Source organism: Stieleria maiorica, from assembly GCF_008035925.1.
GTDB lineage: Bacteria > Planctomycetota > Planctomycetia > Pirellulales > Pirellulaceae > Stieleria > Stieleria maiorica.
This window is the reverse complement of record NZ_CP036264.1, coordinates 6,010,891-6,026,372: the sequence shown is the minus strand read 5'-3', so window position 1 is coordinate 6,026,372 and position 15,482 is coordinate 6,010,891. Positions and strand designations below refer to the sequence as shown.

The 15,482-nt window shown below is 55.2% G+C and carries 15 protein-coding genes and 1 tRNA gene; 5 read left to right on the top strand and 11 right to left on the bottom strand.

All coding sequences use genetic code 11. From position 1 onward, the window contains the following. Nucleotides 1-197: 197 nt before the first annotated feature. A complete protein-coding gene (locus tag Mal15_RS20535) occupies nt 198-1,481 on the bottom strand; it encodes a hypothetical protein (RefSeq protein WP_147869474.1) in 1,284 nt (427 codons plus the stop codon). Nucleotides 1,482-2,025: 544 nt separating this feature from the next. Between Mal15_RS20535 and Mal15_RS20530 the strand changes: the two genes are divergently transcribed. After that, nucleotides 2,026-2,099: transfer RNA gene (locus Mal15_RS20530), tRNA-Val, on the top strand. On the opposite strand, the gene Mal15_RS20525 is transcribed toward Mal15_RS20530, so the two are convergent. The 7 genes from Mal15_RS20525 to Mal15_RS34160 form a co-directional block, all read right to left on the bottom strand. Next, the gene (locus Mal15_RS20525) at nt 2,059-3,432 is read right to left on the bottom strand and encodes a tyrosine-type recombinase/integrase (protein ID WP_147872278.1); all 1,374 of its coding nucleotides are present in this window, start codon (nt 3,430-3,432) and stop codon (nt 2,059-2,061) included. The two genes, Mal15_RS20530 and Mal15_RS20525, sit on opposite strands and share 41 nt — an antisense overlap. 130 nt (nt 3,433-3,562) lie before the next feature. Further along, the gene (locus Mal15_RS20520; protein WP_147869473.1) at nt 3,563-3,856 is read right to left on the bottom strand and encodes a hypothetical protein; all 294 of its coding nucleotides are present in this window, start codon (nt 3,854-3,856) and stop codon (nt 3,563-3,565) included. 572 nt (nt 3,857-4,428) lie between these two features. Continuing rightward, nucleotides 4,429-6,156 (bottom strand): DNA polymerase, encoded by a 1,728-nt coding sequence (locus Mal15_RS20510; protein ID WP_147869471.1) that lies wholly within the window; start codon nt 6,154-6,156, stop codon nt 4,429-4,431. Between the two features lie 2 nt (nt 6,157-6,158). Beyond that, nucleotides 6,159-6,866, bottom strand: a complete 708-nt coding sequence (locus Mal15_RS20505; RefSeq protein WP_233902920.1) for a PH domain-containing protein — start codon at nt 6,864-6,866, stop codon at nt 6,159-6,161. Nucleotides 6,867-7,087: 221 nt separating this feature from the next. Continuing rightward, complete coding sequence (locus Mal15_RS20500) at nt 7,088-7,330, bottom strand: excisionase family DNA-binding protein (RefSeq protein WP_147869470.1); 243 nt, start codon at nt 7,328-7,330, stop codon at nt 7,088-7,090. Between the two features lie 277 nt (nt 7,331-7,607). Continuing rightward, nucleotides 7,608-8,339: a hypothetical protein gene (locus Mal15_RS20495; RefSeq protein WP_147869469.1), complete on the bottom strand. Its 732-nt coding sequence runs from the start codon at nt 8,337-8,339 to the stop codon at nt 7,608-7,610. A gap of 786 nt (nt 8,340-9,125) precedes the next feature. Beyond that, a complete protein-coding gene (locus tag Mal15_RS34160) occupies nt 9,126-9,293 on the bottom strand; it encodes a hypothetical protein (RefSeq protein WP_167546938.1) in 168 nt (55 codons plus the stop codon). 579 nt (nt 9,294-9,872) lie between these two features. Here Mal15_RS34160 and Mal15_RS20490 point away from each other — a divergent pair. The 3 genes from Mal15_RS20490 to Mal15_RS20480 all read left to right on the top strand — a co-directional run bounded on the left by Mal15_RS20490 (nt 9,873) and on the right by Mal15_RS20480 (nt 12,062). Beyond that, nucleotides 9,873-10,661, top strand: coding sequence for a hypothetical protein (locus tag Mal15_RS20490; protein WP_147869468.1), 789 nt, complete (start codon nt 9,873-9,875; stop codon nt 10,659-10,661). Nucleotides 10,662-10,680: 19 nt separating this feature from the next. Continuing rightward, complete coding sequence (locus Mal15_RS20485; RefSeq protein ID WP_147869467.1) at nt 10,681-11,538, top strand: hypothetical protein; 858 nt, start codon at nt 10,681-10,683, stop codon at nt 11,536-11,538. Nucleotides 11,539-11,609: 71 nt separating this feature from the next. Beyond that, nucleotides 11,610-12,062: a hypothetical protein gene (locus tag Mal15_RS20480; protein WP_147869466.1), complete on the top strand. Its 453-nt coding sequence runs from the start codon at nt 11,610-11,612 to the stop codon at nt 12,060-12,062. Nucleotides 12,063-12,347: 285 nt separating this feature from the next. On the opposite strand, the gene Mal15_RS20475 is transcribed toward Mal15_RS20480, so the two are convergent. Further along, nucleotides 12,348-12,731, bottom strand: a complete 384-nt coding sequence (locus tag Mal15_RS20475; RefSeq protein ID WP_147869465.1) for a hypothetical protein — start codon at nt 12,729-12,731, stop codon at nt 12,348-12,350. Between the two features lie 396 nt (nt 12,732-13,127). On the opposite strand from Mal15_RS20475, the gene Mal15_RS20470 reads away from it, so the two are divergent. Then, nucleotides 13,128-13,619: a hypothetical protein gene (locus tag Mal15_RS20470; protein WP_147869464.1), complete on the top strand. Its 492-nt coding sequence runs from the start codon at nt 13,128-13,130 to the stop codon at nt 13,617-13,619. A gap of 157 nt (nt 13,620-13,776) precedes the next feature. On the opposite strand, the gene Mal15_RS20465 is transcribed toward Mal15_RS20470, so the two are convergent. Next, nucleotides 13,777-13,998, bottom strand: a complete 222-nt coding sequence (locus tag Mal15_RS20465) for an ECF-type sigma factor (protein ID WP_147869463.1) — start codon at nt 13,996-13,998, stop codon at nt 13,777-13,779. Nucleotides 13,999-14,258: 260 nt separating this feature from the next. Continuing rightward, nucleotides 14,259-14,459 carry a hypothetical protein gene (locus Mal15_RS20460; protein WP_147869462.1) on the bottom strand — a complete coding sequence of 67 codons (201 nt, stop codon included), beginning with the start codon at nt 14,457-14,459 and terminating at the stop codon, nt 14,259-14,261. Nucleotides 14,460-15,482 lie beyond the last annotated feature (1,023 nt).

Genomic DNA, 15,482 nt, shown 5'->3' with positions numbered 1-15,482 from the left:
GGTTCTACAATGCCCCTCTCCAATAGGTGCCACCCATCAAAAATCTCACCACAATAAGCAACGTACCTGCTAGCAATTAAGGTGGCCGATAGCGCACGTTGCCTGTCCGATTCACTGCGAAGCGGGGCAGCGTGACGGAGTCAGGTTCGGACCCGCTGGATCATTTTGCCCCGAATCATTCAGACACAAATCTCGCGTCAAGCTTCAGTCGTGCGAAGTGGATTAAGAAAGCGAAAAGAGCTCCACTCTTCTTTAAGGACACGCTGCAGCTGACGGTCGAGCGACTCGACGGTTGACTTGGTCTTCGCAAGAGACTTGGCATCGATCAGATTTCGATCGAACAAGAAATCGCAAAAATGCTCTACCGCGATCAGTGTTGCGGGAGCTTTGAAGCGATCCAGCGACATGAACCCCAGCAGCGACGCCAGATGTTCATCAAGCTCTACCTTCGGCACACCTCGAAAAAAATCGCGAATCTCCAGCTTCTCTCCGCTGAACGTTTCTAAAACCAGATCACCCAAAACGTCTGCCGGCGATAAAGCGATCGACCGCTGAGTGTTCAGCCAGCCGACGAATTCGTAGGCGAGCAGCATGCGATTGCGAATCGATTTTGGAGAATCGCCCGACAGCTGTTTTTCTGTCCAGTTTCTTGTGTCCTGGCCAGACACACAGCTGACGATTTCGCGCCGTACGGCGACAAACTCTTCGTCCTGGCTCAGGTCAAACTCTTTCAGAGCAGTCTCCATCACGCGAATGGACTCGTCGCTACCCCCTGCCTGGACACACTCGCGCATGTGTTGAAAGAAAATGCAGTGAAGGATTTCTTCCACCGCCCAAGGCATCAATTGGGTTTCGTCCATGCAGCGGTATCCGGCAAGGACCAATGATTCTGCGGCGGCTTCCAGATTTGCCAACCGCAACATGGTGACCGTTCCGTAAAACGCTTCACCCGTTTCCGTCATTTCGTCGGCGTCCTGGGCGACGGCGGCTTCCGCGCGTGCCGCGTCGTCAATCGCCAGGTAGTGTGTGACGCGACTTCTCAAGAACCACAGCAACCCCTCCCGATACAATTCGCGATGGTTTTCCGCCAGGTATTCCAACAGATGGACGTACCGGGCTGGATCAGACCCCATCTCCGCTTCATGCACCGCCTCGGGAAAAAGAGCCTCGCGCCATTCTGAATCCAGGTCGTCTTCAAACGCGGCTCGGACCATCTCAATGCGTTGATTCCCCTTCGCCGCCGAAAAACGATCCCACCATTTGACGATCTCTGGATTTTCGTCGGCGTGCCCCTCTGAGGAAACCGCGGATGGGCCGAAGTCGAATCCGTCCGACAGCGAGAGCGAGTGGGCGGAGTCGACCGCCAAGTCCTGATTCGCGTGAAACCTTGCCCTTGTTTTTTCACGTTTCTTTTTCGCGGCCGCACGTCGTTTTCGCTCGCGCTTCAGTTGCGTCTTCCGTGTGTTTTTGTTCTTCGCCATGCGATGTCTTCAAAAGGGGCATTCGTTCGTTTTCTGATCGACAGTTTAGCAATACGCCAAGGTCGCAGAACCCGAGCGGGCGATGATCAATCCCTCGAGCTGGAAACCGTAGCGTTCGTCCGTACGGATCATTCTCCACCGGTTGACCGAACACAGTCGGCATCCATTTCACCGGCGTGTCGATGGATGTTCCGATGGGCTGGTCAAACGCCAGAGCTGTCGAGGCCGTCGCAGTTTCTGACTCCCGCGCGTGTCCAGCTGCCAATTGGACCAAACGGCGAAGGGCACGAAAAACTTTGGCGATACTCAAGACGCGATGCCCGCACATCAAAAAAACTTCGCCGCCCCCCTTTAGTCGGGGGCTTGCGCGATCACGACTCCATGCGATGAGAACCAGCATCGTGGAGCCATCCGGAGCGTCCCGCCCGATTCGCCTTTGATCGACACAAGGGGCACAAAAAATCTTGTGGAAATGCGAACCCGCCGGCCTTGCAGGTGTCAAATTGGCAGGTTAAGTTTTCCCCACGCCGTCGACGACGGCCCCGGGCGATTGGCTCAGTTGGTTAGAGCGCTGCTTTCACACGGCAGAGGTCACTGGTTCGAATCCAGTATCGCCCATCAGATAGTGATTTCCCAAACTATCCTCAACTATAAAAACCCCTGTTTTACCGGGTGAAACGGGGGTTTTGCCGTTTGGCGGTTGCTGTTCAATAGCGCCAACTAACCCCGAAATGCAACCACAGATGCAACCACGATTCGGGGCTTCTTCGGTCGCGTCCGCCTCCAACGGGTTTTCGATCGCGGACGCCTTTTGAAATGCTTCTTCGGTCCGCATGGCGTAGTGCTTCATCGCCACGGCCACGGTGTTGCCCAACCACGCCGCCACGTCCTTGGCGGGATACTTGGCCATCAGTTCGGTTTCACGTGACGCACGCAAGTTCTGAAACAACCGTGGCCACGGTTTGTGGCCGGCCCGCTTGATGATCTTGGTGAATTGGCTCCGCAGATTCGCGGCGGACGATCGGTAGCGGTTGACGACGTATTCTGAGCCGGGGCCGTCCGGCGCCCGATCCCATGCGGATTCAAGGTAGGGCCGCAACTCTTTGAAGATTGGCACTTCGCGGACGCCACCGTCGGCATGGTGTTCCGTCTTGCTGGCGTGGACGATCATGCGGCCGGCGGGCAGATTCACATCGGTCCATTTCAGACGCAGCACCTCCGACGGACAGCGAAATCCACCGAAGCGGGCCAACGCCAAGATCGTTTGCCACTCCGCATCACAGTGTTTCATGCAATCGTAGATCACCGATTGTTCGACGAAGTGTTGACGGGCCGTGTTGCCGCCGGTTGTGGTCGGCAGATCGTCAAACGGGTTGGAGTCGATCAGCCCACGTTTGACGGCCTCTCCGAAAAACTGCTTCACCATCCCAGTTCGGCGCCGGACCGTATCCTCGGCCATGCTGGTTCGCTTTTGGTTGGTGTCGCGCCGGTTGCCCTTGGTTTTCAACCACGTTCGCCATTTTTTCGCGTCGGTTGTCGTCACATCCCGCAACAGTTTTTTCTTGCCGAAGTGGTCCAACAGGTTGTCGCGTCCCTTTTCGTACGTTTTCAGCGTCTCAGGCTTCACGTCCGTCCGTTCGGCGAAGTATTCCCGCAGCCACGCCGCGATCGTCAGGACACGGGCCTCGCGTTGAACAACGGACTCCACCAATCCGCATCGGGCCAGCTTGTTGCGCAGCCTATCGCTAATTCCCGCCAGCCAATTCGACGTGGCAAGTTCCGGCGGTTGTCCTCGTGGGACACGGCTCAACAGGTGTTCGACGTGTTCCTTGATCTCTCGCGCGGACCATTCCGGAATGTCGCCCAACCACAAACTTCGATTCCGTTTTTCAACGTCGCGAAACTGCAACCGCCAACCGTTTTTCTTCGCTTCAAAACGCAGACTTGCCATCACTTCAACTCCCATCGGTTGAACCCCATAAGAAAACAAACGCCACGGCGGGGCCGGTATGGGACCGGCTTTTCGGGGATCAACCTAGCCGTGGCAGATTCCAGTTTACAGTGAATGAATCTGCTTCGGTCTACGGGTAGGCGCGACAACAGGCAATACCGATCGCTGTAATGAGTTTTGTTGCCTCTTTTCTTCCGAGATGGATAGGGATGTTGACACTTTCCACGCGTTCAGATTCTCCATCGTCACCCGGAATCGTGACCTCGGCGCAAATCTCAATACAAATTCGTTCCTTGTCTCCTTCGACAGATTTGACCTGCCAAGAACCGCCGTCACCAGCGCCTTCGACGAGAGACTTAAACCAACCTAATTTCTTGTCAAACTTTTCGTTCAACTGCCGCAGCTTTTTGAGTTCATCTTCCATCTGCATCCTCAATCGTTGTTAGGGAACACTTTGCTTTCCGGACTTTTGATCGTGACTATCGGCGATCGTCCACGTTGAAAACGAGCATCGACAAGTCCGAAATCTGACATCTTCAACAATACTCTTTTGGCGGTCCTCGTGTGGACGCCCAGTTCGTCCAAGATCGTCTTAGTCAATCGCACCGGGTTCGAACGTTGAAGTGAGGCAGCGTACCACAGCAGCATCGCCACGGCCTCCGATCGGTTGCCACACTTGGACGCCAGCTTCATCCATTCCAGGGGGATTGGTCCCCGGATGAATCGTTCGCCCTTTCCGTGTCTCGGCAAATCAACCGATCGACGCGTCTCTCGTTTCGGTGTTTTGCGATTGGCCGGTCGTTTGGACTGCGCCGCATGCAGTGCAGCCACCTGCGATTCGTTCGCCGCAAAAAGATCTAAGTCTAAGTCCATCGAATTACCCATATAGGAAAAAGAGATCAATCAATAAGAAGTAGTGAATAAGAAGGTACGGGTCGTACATTCCATACACTTTTGCGGACAATTCGTACCGAAGTTTGGACAACCCGTACCGATTCATTTCTCCGCCTCCGTCGCGAGCCGAAACACCTTTTCCCACATTTCGCGGCCACGGTCCTCGTCAAAATACCGATCCGGCCACGACACGATCTTGGCGTCCGAGTCCAGTTCAAACCCGTCCAAGACGATCTTGCCGGCCTCCTGCATGATCAATTGAGTCTGCGCCACCGTCGCGTTGATCTTGTCGGTATCGGCCTCGATCAAGATGGCGTCGTGGACGGGGCAGCAAACTGTGATTCCGGCCTCGGTCGCCAGCGAACACGCCAGACGCATCATTTCCGCGCCGTTCGCTTGCATCGGGAAGTTCGCCAGCGAACGCGGGTTGTCTCCGCCAATCGTATGAATCGTCCATCCGAAAACGGTTTTCAATTCAAGGGTCAACATGGCCGTGTCCACGTTGGATTGCGACCAACGCCAGAACACGGGGAACGTCTCTCGATGTTGACGCAGCAGGATGCGCGCGAACGCCACAGGTTTGTTGAGTTTCGCGGCCAACCCGAATTCGCTCATCCCGTATTGAGTGGCCAGCATGCAAACCTTGAACGCGGACCGTTCGGCCGGGTGCGTCTTTTTCGTTGCCGACGGTGGAACGGCGCCGGCCATACGGGCGAATTCCAAATACGGGTCGCCAGACGCGTACGCTTGCGCCATGGCGGGATCACCGGACAACGCGGCCGCAATGCCAAGTTCTTGCTGTGACCAATCGACATAGGCGACAGAACGTCCTTGTCTCGGTTTGATCAGTGATCGCAGCCACACCGACGGGCCGAAGATGAACTTATTGTTGGACGGTTGGTTCCGTCCGGATCGGCTCGCAAACGGACGCAGCATTGTCCGGTTCCTTCCGTCCGATCCCACTTCCAGCTTTTCCAGCTTCATTTCCGAGAGCGAGTGACGCAGCTCCCGCAGTGGCGAGATTTGCGGGTAGCTTTTCGCTTGCTGGCGGAACGTCTCGTCGTCCAACGCCAACCGGCCCGAATCGGTTTCGGGCCACGGGATACGGTGGCGGATCAAGTAATCCGCAAACCGATCCTGTTTGAACGTCAGGCCGTCGAACACGCCGAAGGATTCGTCCACAGACGCGATCAGATTCGATTTGATCGGTCCCCACTGACGACGGAACATGGCCAGCGTCTCCACATCGATCGGAACGCCGGCATGCTCCATCGCCGACACGGAGACCATGTACCGACCACGGTGGATTGCATAAGGAAAGTCGATCTTCGGCAGCATGATCGGCAACAACTTGTCCAACGCGTCCACGTCCGATTGGCAGTAGTCCAGAAGGGCCAGCATTTCGCTGGCGTCATAGGGACCACCACGTATCGCCAGATCCCGCATAGAGGTTTTCTCGGTCGCGTCCATCGAGTCACACCCGTGGAACGCCAGACAACCCAGCAGTCCAAACCCGGCCGGCGGTGTCGAGCCGTTCAACATGTTTTTAAACTCACACCACAGATCCAACACGAGCGACGGTAAAGGCCATCCCAGCGAACGAAAACAATTCCACTCGGCCGATGAAAAATAGGCGACGAACAACGCGTTCGGTCCCACGTCAAACGGTGGTCGATCCATCTTGTTGATTTCATCGAATCCGATTCGGACGAGTCGCTTGGAATGAAACTCGCGAGCCACCAAGCAAACGACGTGTGGCCGTTCGCCTGGCGGTTGCGAGAATTCGAAGTCGATCGACCAAACCGAATCAAATCGGTTCAGCCAATCCACGATCACACCTGTCCAAACAATTCCAGCAGAAAGGGGTGGTCTAGCGAACGAATGAACCTTGACTTGAACACAAGCTCCAGGCACTGCCTGAAGTCCAGATCCGGCCATTGTGGATCCGGTAGGTTTCCGGTCGCCTCGTACACGGCATAGCTGCCCGCCTGCATATCGGCTTGGCATCGGACCCAACTATTAACCGCAAGCTCTTGCGCTTCGAGCATCGAGGTGTGCCACGCGAGTGTCTTACCGTCGGGATCTGGCAGTTTCGCTGGCCATAAAAACGGTGACCCGTGACGATTAACGGCCAGGCACAGCCGGACCAATTGGATGAAGTCCGGCAGTTCCGGCCACAACTCCCTTACGACCAAGTAGGACTCGCGATTCTTTTTGTCCTCGATGATGGCCGTCTCCAGTCGGAAGGCCGTATCAGGATGAACTCGACAGAATTCCATTTTGTCGGGCTTGCAGCAATTCATCGTCACGATTTTGCGCTTCACGCCGATCGCACCAGCGGCAGTGCTAGGGTCGATTCGCAACGAGACCGGATCAAACGGGTCCGGCTGGGATTCGTTCTTCGGTTCGGCCCCGGTGGCTGGCGTCGGATTCGGCGCCGCATTGTCAGCAATATCCGGAAACAGTTCTTTGCGTTCCTGCTTCGGTGTTTTTTTTGCTTTTTTTTTCGTCGGCCGTTTCGGTTTGTTATACTCAGACATGGATAGCTTCCTCGGCCGGTAGATGTTAGTGGCATCACCGGCCTATTTTATTTCGTTGTTGTCAATTTCCGCGAACGCAGGGTCCGGTGGAATTTCTGTTCTTTTGTGGGGGTAAGCCCAGGGACGTACGCCAGCTCGTATCGCAATACTGAGGCATCCGAGTGTGACCGTTTGGAATTGGTGGTGGGCGGGCTCGCAACCATGACAAAAGCCGCATCTCGTCACGCACCTTTTGACTTGGCCGCCAGATGTTGAATCACAGAGTGCGGATCGAACAGCACCTTGCGCCCGACTCGGATCACCGGCAGTTCATTGTCTCGCAACATAGTGTCCAACTTCGGCAGGCTGACATTGATTACCTGCGCCAATTCGTGGCGAGTAAGCAGTCGACGACGATTTGCAAGGCGATCCGCGACTCGATCGGCTATGGCGTCGGCAATCGTTTCCAACTCGTAGGGCGTCATTGATTACCCTCCGGTCTTGAATTACCGCCTTCGCTAGATGTTCCGTCGTTCGGGATTGCATTCCGTAGTTCCCGCACATCAACGCTTAGGCGATATAGCCGCCGCAGCAGATCTCGCTCCCGCCGCGAGTGATTGATTTCCTTCGCGATTCTCTCGGGCGAAGGCACCGTATCTATCGTTTTCATTCATTTTCTCCGCACCTAGGGGTGAAGCAACGGTGTGGAGTTTGACTGGTCGTCGAAATCAATGGAATCGACAGCCAGATTTCGTTGTTTCGTTATTTCTTTTTTGGTCTGCCTCGTCGATCAAAGGGCCACTTCGGACTCTCTGGATTCTGCCTCGCCCATGCCCTTCTAAGTGCTCCTGCAATACCAGTTTCGGAATCCAGCAACTCCCAACCCTTATCGCCGCCGATGTTCGCCAACCAGTCCTTGAGTTCCCCATTGGTTGGTTGTTCATCCTTTTCTTTCAGAAAATAATTCAGCAGTGCGTTATCCCGTTCAATGCGAAGTTCGGCGGCCGATTTCGGACTGTTGCTGCTCTCTTTCTTTTGCCTGGGTGGATCATGCGTTTTCTCACCATCGCGATTCTCCAACTCGCTCCATATCCGATCTCGATAGTCGATTAGAAGATCCACGTATTCCCGGAACAGGTCAACAAGCTCTTTGTCGACTTGGACAATCTTCCTCGTCGACTCTACTAATCCAATTCCCTCGACCAACGTGCCTCGATACATCGCGTCGTGCACGCGGAGCATGATGTTCTCAGCCCTCTCTGCGTGAACCTCATTCAGCCAATCCTGCACCTCAGTTGGCAACGCTGGAAAGCTTGGCTCTGGCCCACTGTTTGAAACGCGAACGGGCTGGTTCAACTCTGCTTCTGCAACTTGGCGTTTGAGCCAATCTTCGCGTGCCGCAATTCTCCTCGATCGATCTACGATCATCTGTTCACATACACTGATATAATCGCAAACAGCGTCCGCCAAATATTCAAGTTTTCTTGCGTTCATTGCTGATCGAATACAATCGATTGGGGAAGCGGACCGAAGCGTCTGAAGCGGTCCACAGATGCTGGTTCCTTCTCGCTAAATTGATCTGCTCTGGCACATGATACAGCAGCCTTCGCAAGCCCTCCCTCCTCCGGAAATAGTCGCATTCATTGTGCCCCGTGCCCGACATGCACGCCCGCGAGTCGATAGCGGTGATCGATTTGCCTCACCTTAAGCAACCAAATTGGGCTCGTACGAGCCTCCTTCCCGTGATGATCAAGATCGGCTTCCTTCCCATTCTACCGCTGTAAGACCGCCGGAAGGCACTACGCGAACCCATGAACTCTTCAATCTATGCGTCGTCGTGTTCGCGTAGCCTGCTGCCGATCATTTGCCGTTATGCAAATCTGTGGCGAAAACAATTTTCATCATTTGTTTGTCGAGGCTGTTTGGGTGGTCTCTACGGATCAAGATCTCGCAACACACGACGTCGTCTTCTGGTCGGTTCGCTTTGCCAAGCACGGGATTCAAAGTTAGACGTTGACAACCTCTGCAAGCTTCCGGACTGGAACCCCTTCAATTCGACTGCGAAACTCGCTGGCCGAACGCCGTGTGAACGTGATGATGGAGCAGCTCGTCGGCAGAGACTCTGCTCTGCGGCAAATATGCTGCCCTTCCTATGATCGTTCGGATCTTGCCCATTCCGGCACCATCAAAAGTCAACATGCGAAGGAACTGGTTTCGATTGTGGCGATCGGCTCACGGTTGAACTCACGCAGACATGGTGAACTGTTGCCCAACAATGGCTCATGCCAATCCTTTCGAATTCTCATAGTGGTCGTCGAACATTCGCTGGAGGCTGACCAGAACGTTGACGTACTCGTGCGAAGCGATGCCATTTCGTAGGCACTGCACAGTTAACGCGACGGCATCGTCCGACTCGTCATCGCTCGTTCCGCTGGTGACGCACGCCATGGGAATTTGCTCGTGGACTTCCAAGCACGCCACCAACCAGATTTTGGCCTCGTGACGGGTGGTCGAACCTTCGATCGTATGGTCAATAAGTTCGACTGTAAAGGAATCTACGCAGGGTCAGTCTTCGCAGATCGATCGTCGTGATCGAAGGCTTCTCTTCGGCTGCATTTCCGTATCACTGTGACACGCCCCCCTTGCTGCCTTGAACAAGACGTGTCCTCGCACTGAACCAGAGCCTGCCGGCCAAGCTTCCCTCTCCCCGCGACATGGAGACGAACAGTTGCACGTCCCTGCAGCATGAACGCACTTTACACGCCACACAACTGAAAAACGTATCGCTGTGTAGACGCAAATGACCTCCCCGTTTGGCGCGATCGAAAACAACACAATTCCAATTGCGAGCGAAGTCAATCACAAACTCGAAGATTTGCCAACTCGTCACAAGAACCAATGGCTTTCAAGCGGCATTGGCTCCAATCCAACAATCTGTCGCGAAAACTCAAATTTGGCGAAATCAAAAATGTTGTGTACCAAAGGTTTGAAATGTTCATTCGCGTCCCGACTGAAGTTGAAGATTAAATGCCGAACAACACACGCAAGATTCAGCCCAACGAGGCGCCCGCTGCATCAAGGAACGGGCTACGAGATCCGGATTGGCGGTGGCGGCTTGCCATGAGTTTCGTGCCGATCTCTGACGCGGCATCGCTGCCAGACGCAACGTGCTGGGACTTGGCTGAGTTTTTTCAGCACGGCGACGAGTGGATCACTTCGTTGGATGGCACTCGACAGTTCTCGATCGGGCCACTGCTGACGATTTTCAACGATCGGCTAAAACGCCTGACCCTGGAATCGCGCGTGCTTGCCTTTCGCGACATCACGGTTGCCGCCGAGGCAACGTGTGTCCCGGTTCAGGTCGCCCACGACTACTGCAGCATCTTCTTCGATGTCAGCGATCGCCTGCACGCGGTCCGGGCGATCGACGGCAAGATCATTCATGCGGCGGGCCACTGCGACGACACCGTCCGTCGCGAACTGTACTGGCACGCGTACTTCGGCGGGCCGCTGGTCGCCGAACACTGGCTCTTGCACCTGCCTTTTATCGGTTGCGGAGCCGAACACGACTTGGAAACCCCAGAAGGCCGACAGCGGGAGCAAATTGAACTGACGATGGCATCCCGCGAACCGGCTGCCGAGTTCTACGACCCGAAGCTGTTGCCCTTCTACCAGCAGCTACTCGACCGGGAGCCGAAAACCTGTCCCTACGCCGAAAGCGTCCTAGATCACGTTACAGACGCCCTGGTTGACCACTGGCGCCGTACGCCGACCGAAGTTGCCCGGAAGATCCTTGATTGCAAAATCGCTGCCTAGCCATCAACGGAGAACTCGAATGTCCATCAACCTCCGCCGAATCGGCGTCAACTCGTTTGTGACGGAAACTTCACGCCAACAGGGACAGGTCGTGCAGCGTCACCTGGGGAGCTACAAGAACCCGTTCGTACGCTTCATCTACCGGAAATCCGAGTTGCAAAAGGCGATCACAAGGGTGCTCCGCATGGAAATGAACGCGATCCGCAGTGAGTGCCGCGAGATCGAGCAGACCATGAAGCTGCTTGAAGCGCTGATGAATCGCTTTTTCGTGTTCCTCCGACTCGCCGATACCCGTTTTAAGGAACCGTCCTCGATGTCGAAGCCAGACGCACCGGGCCAAGCAACGCAGCCCGTCGCAACCAAGCCTGACTGGGAACGAATCGACGAAGCCCTGAAGGTCCTTCCCGCCAAATACGCATTCGGCAAGCTCTGCAGGCGGGCCGACGCGGGAGACCCAGAGGCCATACGGCGGCTCGATGAGCTGATCGAGCAAGCGCCCGAGATTCTCGAATCGACGGCGGACCTGATTCGGTTTGCCAAGCAGGCGGTGCTGAGCGGGATTTCAAGCGACAGCATCGTATTTACCAAAGCGATGATGGCCAGACTCCAGGGGATCGAAGACAAGATCAAGGCGGAGCACGTCGAAGATCCCATCCTGGGCCTGATGGCAGAGGTCGTAGCGATCAGCCAACTGGACGCGATGCGCTGCGTGATGCTGGTCCTCAACGGGCATGAAAACAAATCCGACGCGGATCACATCCAAAAACTTGCCGACCGATCGGTGCGACGGTTCGTCGGCATTCAGCAGACGTACCAACGTCTCGTCCGGCAAAGCAGAAGCAGACGCGTCATTTCCTACTCGCGCAAAACCAAATAGTCAGTCTTCCGTCACCCCGAACCGAACCCAACCCCATCATGACCACTTCGCCTCAACCCGCGGGCCCACCCATGCATTCTCCAAACGCAGAATCCCAAAACCATCTTGCGGCGATGAATGACGCCGTTGGTGTCGCCGAGGAATTCCTCGCGACGCTGCCGGGGAGCCGTCACAGCAGCTGTGTGTGCGACGTGGACGAGCGTGCCGCCTATTTTCGCGACGATCCCTCGGACCGCGTGTGCCTGAGGTTTGGCCGGATTAACAACCACTCGGGCGGATGCCTACATGTCGAGGTCTCTGACGAGCATGGTGAGACGTTCTACACGGTGTGGATCTGCGATGAGATCGTACCAATTGCGATACGATTCGCTATTGCCAGGCAGATTCCGGCAATGCTCAGATTCGTCGCCCACCATGCACAGGCGGTAGCTGCCGTGCGGGCTGAGACCCTTGCCAAATTAGTTGAAAGAGCAGCAGCGACGATGCCTGAGCCGGGGCAGGTATGCTGTGTTAAACCGCGGTGATCGATCAAATTCGGAAGCAAGGTTTCCTTCGTCTCCAACACGATTTCGGGAAGAAGGTGGTGTCGCTGGCTGCTTGTCCTGTATTCAGACTTTTCCGCGCCGCGACAGTGACGCTGATAAATGTTGCATTTTGATTTTCCATTCCCGTTGCAAAAACTGGAAGGTGCAGGACTGAGCCCGCTGAGAACAGGACGGAGCTTCCGAGGAGGCTACGGCCCAGCCCCGCAGATCTGCAGAGCGACCGACAGCCAAATGTAAGCGATGGGAATGAGCAAGCGACAGTCTCTAACCATCCTGTTGTGCCACACACTCCTTCCACCCTGCCAACGCCCGTTGGGTCAGGTGAGGGATGGCGAACTGCTCCTGTAGTTCTTGCTTTTCGGGACGTTTCAGCGGTGTTTCAAGGATACAGCGAGGCAGACAAACGGCTTCAACTTCGACGTCGCGCTCCATGCCTCGCACGAACATGAAGTGTCGGTGGCCCCTGCGAATTACTGTAGCTTGAGGGCACAGCTTCTTCCGTATGGCATAAATCGGCGTGATGATCCTCCAGACGGATCCATCGCCGAGGCGATAGTCCTTTCCGCCGATGTATCCGTTGAACTGGCCTTCGACGTGGGACATGCTGACGATGTACGAGTTGCTGACGTGCATTATGGCTGCTCCCATGAGCGACTGAGTGTTGGATGTGTTCAATGCCAGTAGACCTCGCAACGCCAAATTCACGAAATAGCTGCGAGTCCGTCCGCGCGTTGGTGTCCTATTTGAATTGCCGACTTCGCTGAGCGCAGGGTGAGCGACGCTCGAAACGCACTCTCATGATCCGCGTTTTCCCTGCGGGATCTTGGGCAATGCCGTGAGGGGTTTCTCGACCTTGATTCGGCGCCATCGATCCCGTCAAATCCACAGCGTTGTTTCCTTGCTCCGCATGTCGCTGGAAACACTGCTCGACTGAGAGTTGGAGCAAACGTTTCTGCACAGGGCGTGCAAATTTGGTGCTCTTCTTAGCGGCGATAGAATCCAACCCAGTAGTCAGTTGTTCCTTCGCGTTAGATGAGAGATTCCATGAATATTGCAGAACTTGCCCGCCCAGAAGTCTCCGAGCCGATTGATCCCAAGGATGAGATTCGATTCCCCTACATGGCCAATCCGTTTCATATGAAGTCTAACCGGGCCATGAAAAATCCCGACTACGTGGCGTTCAGGATGTCAAATTGGCATCTCCCTCCCCCACTTCCTGGGCCTGGTGATATGGGAGAATCTCTACTGAGCATTCCAATGACATGGTACTGGTTGGCGGTTGGCTGTGAGGATTGTGTAGCACCATCGGACAAGGCCGCGTATCCCGTGATATTTCCGTTGTGGGCGCAAGCCCACGCAACCAACCGCCGTGAAATCGCGATTGGAGAAGAATTCCTAGCAGAGTGGTCGCTGGAGTTCCGCAGCATTGATCGAGTCCTAAAGCGCCTCCACAAAAAGTCTTTGCTCGTCTACGCGATTCATAACACCAAACACAACAATGTGATTCTTCTCGCAACGCCGACTTTGGAGGAATGAGCAACGCAACGCCGAGACGGAAAGAAACCGTTTCTCGCTGGATGCGAAGACTCGCCAAAACGTACTTGACCAGCGGGCATTTGAAGAAGACGCGAGGATTCACGAGGTTCATCAAACGCTGATGGAGCTCTCGGCGCGATTGGAATTGACCGAACCCTTAGCATGACAACTTGGTTTTGCACCAAGGGCGAAGAGTGGGGGCGTCACTTTGACGCGTCTCCAACCCTTGGACAATTTGCAAGTCCGTGGCAAAAACAATTTTCATCATTTGTTTGTCGAGTAGCTTCCGCAACTCGTTATCAACAAGCGGCAGTAGCTGATCCGCGGCGGACGGATCGCCGTGTTCGATTTCGGAAAGGATTCGGTTGACGTCGGGCATATCACGCGAAATACCAACACGCGGATCCGGATTCCATTGTCCCAAGTCCATTCATGCTGAAGCTACCGCGGAGGTAGCACCAGACTCCACTGGATGCGACAACAGCCCAACGGGCTATGAATCACTGGGTTCCTTCAGCGGATGTGCCATCGGGGCTGGCACGCAAAGCTTAGTGCCCCGCACGAATGTCAACCAAATGCAGTGACTTGAGCACCTGCATTTAATTGCCCAATTGCTCAGCAACGGTCACGATCACATCCTTAGGTGAAGGCCCCAGTTCCATTCTTCGTGATGGCGGATGCATCGACCGAACGCACGTAGGCGATTTCGCTCGCCGCGGTGGTCAGATCCACCGCAGTGCTGAAACGCACGAGTAACCGTGTGGCGGCTGCGTCTCTGATCGCTGTTGTGGCCACAAAGAACGCCCGCGACTGGCCGACCAAAACCTGGGGCAAAGGCATTGGAACGGTAACCAGCCGCGAGCGTCCGATCCTATCGTAGCGTAAAAGGTTGATTGCGAAAAAGTTTCGCTACGCCGAAGCTGGATTTCTTAAATCCGGCTCGCCCGTCAAGCTTGGTCGATGCGTCATTCGTCGTGCCCTGGGGCGAGAATCCCGATTCGGATTCCCGCCGCGAAACCGGCACCCGAGCGCGGACGCCCTGGCTGATCTCGCGGAAATCGCCAGTGCCGGCTGATCTCGGAATCGTTCGGATTCCATCGTGCTTGTTCCGTCACCAGGTGCCGAATTTGGTGCTGTCAGTGGAATCGTGTCAATTCGAGCGTGGATTCCACGTTCCACCCACCTACTACTAACCAACCTTGGGCATCCAAAATCAATGGACATGGTTGAAGCTGTTGAAACCCGACAGACCACCTGCGACAAGGCCGCCTCATGGCGTTGCGGGCAAACGCTGGGAGTTCCTCCGGCTAATCTGGTGTTCTCTCGGCTGTGGAGGGATGCCGACCGAGGCGATCCGGGCGCAAATAGGATGCTGGGCAAACTGATCGATGAAGCCCCATTTCTGCTTGGCTCCATGGTCGATCTGTTTTGTACAGCCCGCGAGTTTGAGCGGAACGACATGATGAGAGACGACTCTACGTACCTATGGATGCACAGGGCAGAAATCAACACGGTGGTGGAAATGATAAGGTCACACCACGCAAACGATCTCTCCTTGACGTTGGCTGCCGAACTGGTCGCGATTTGCTATTTCGACGCGATGAGATGGAAGTGTTTTGCATTAGAGTGTGGCGAGTCCGGTCTCACTTGCGATTACTCCCAGGGAATGGCCTTGAGCTCACTGCAGAAACTTGCCGCCATGTCACGGACTTACTGCAGGCTCGTCCAGACAAGAGGCACCGCTAGACAGGCTCACGGTTTTGAGAGAAACATAAGTCCCGTAGCGTCACTTGCTCTCAACAAATCGCTGACTGTCCATCGACGGACATTCAATCTTGCAGGGCGTCCATGACAAACGGCCAC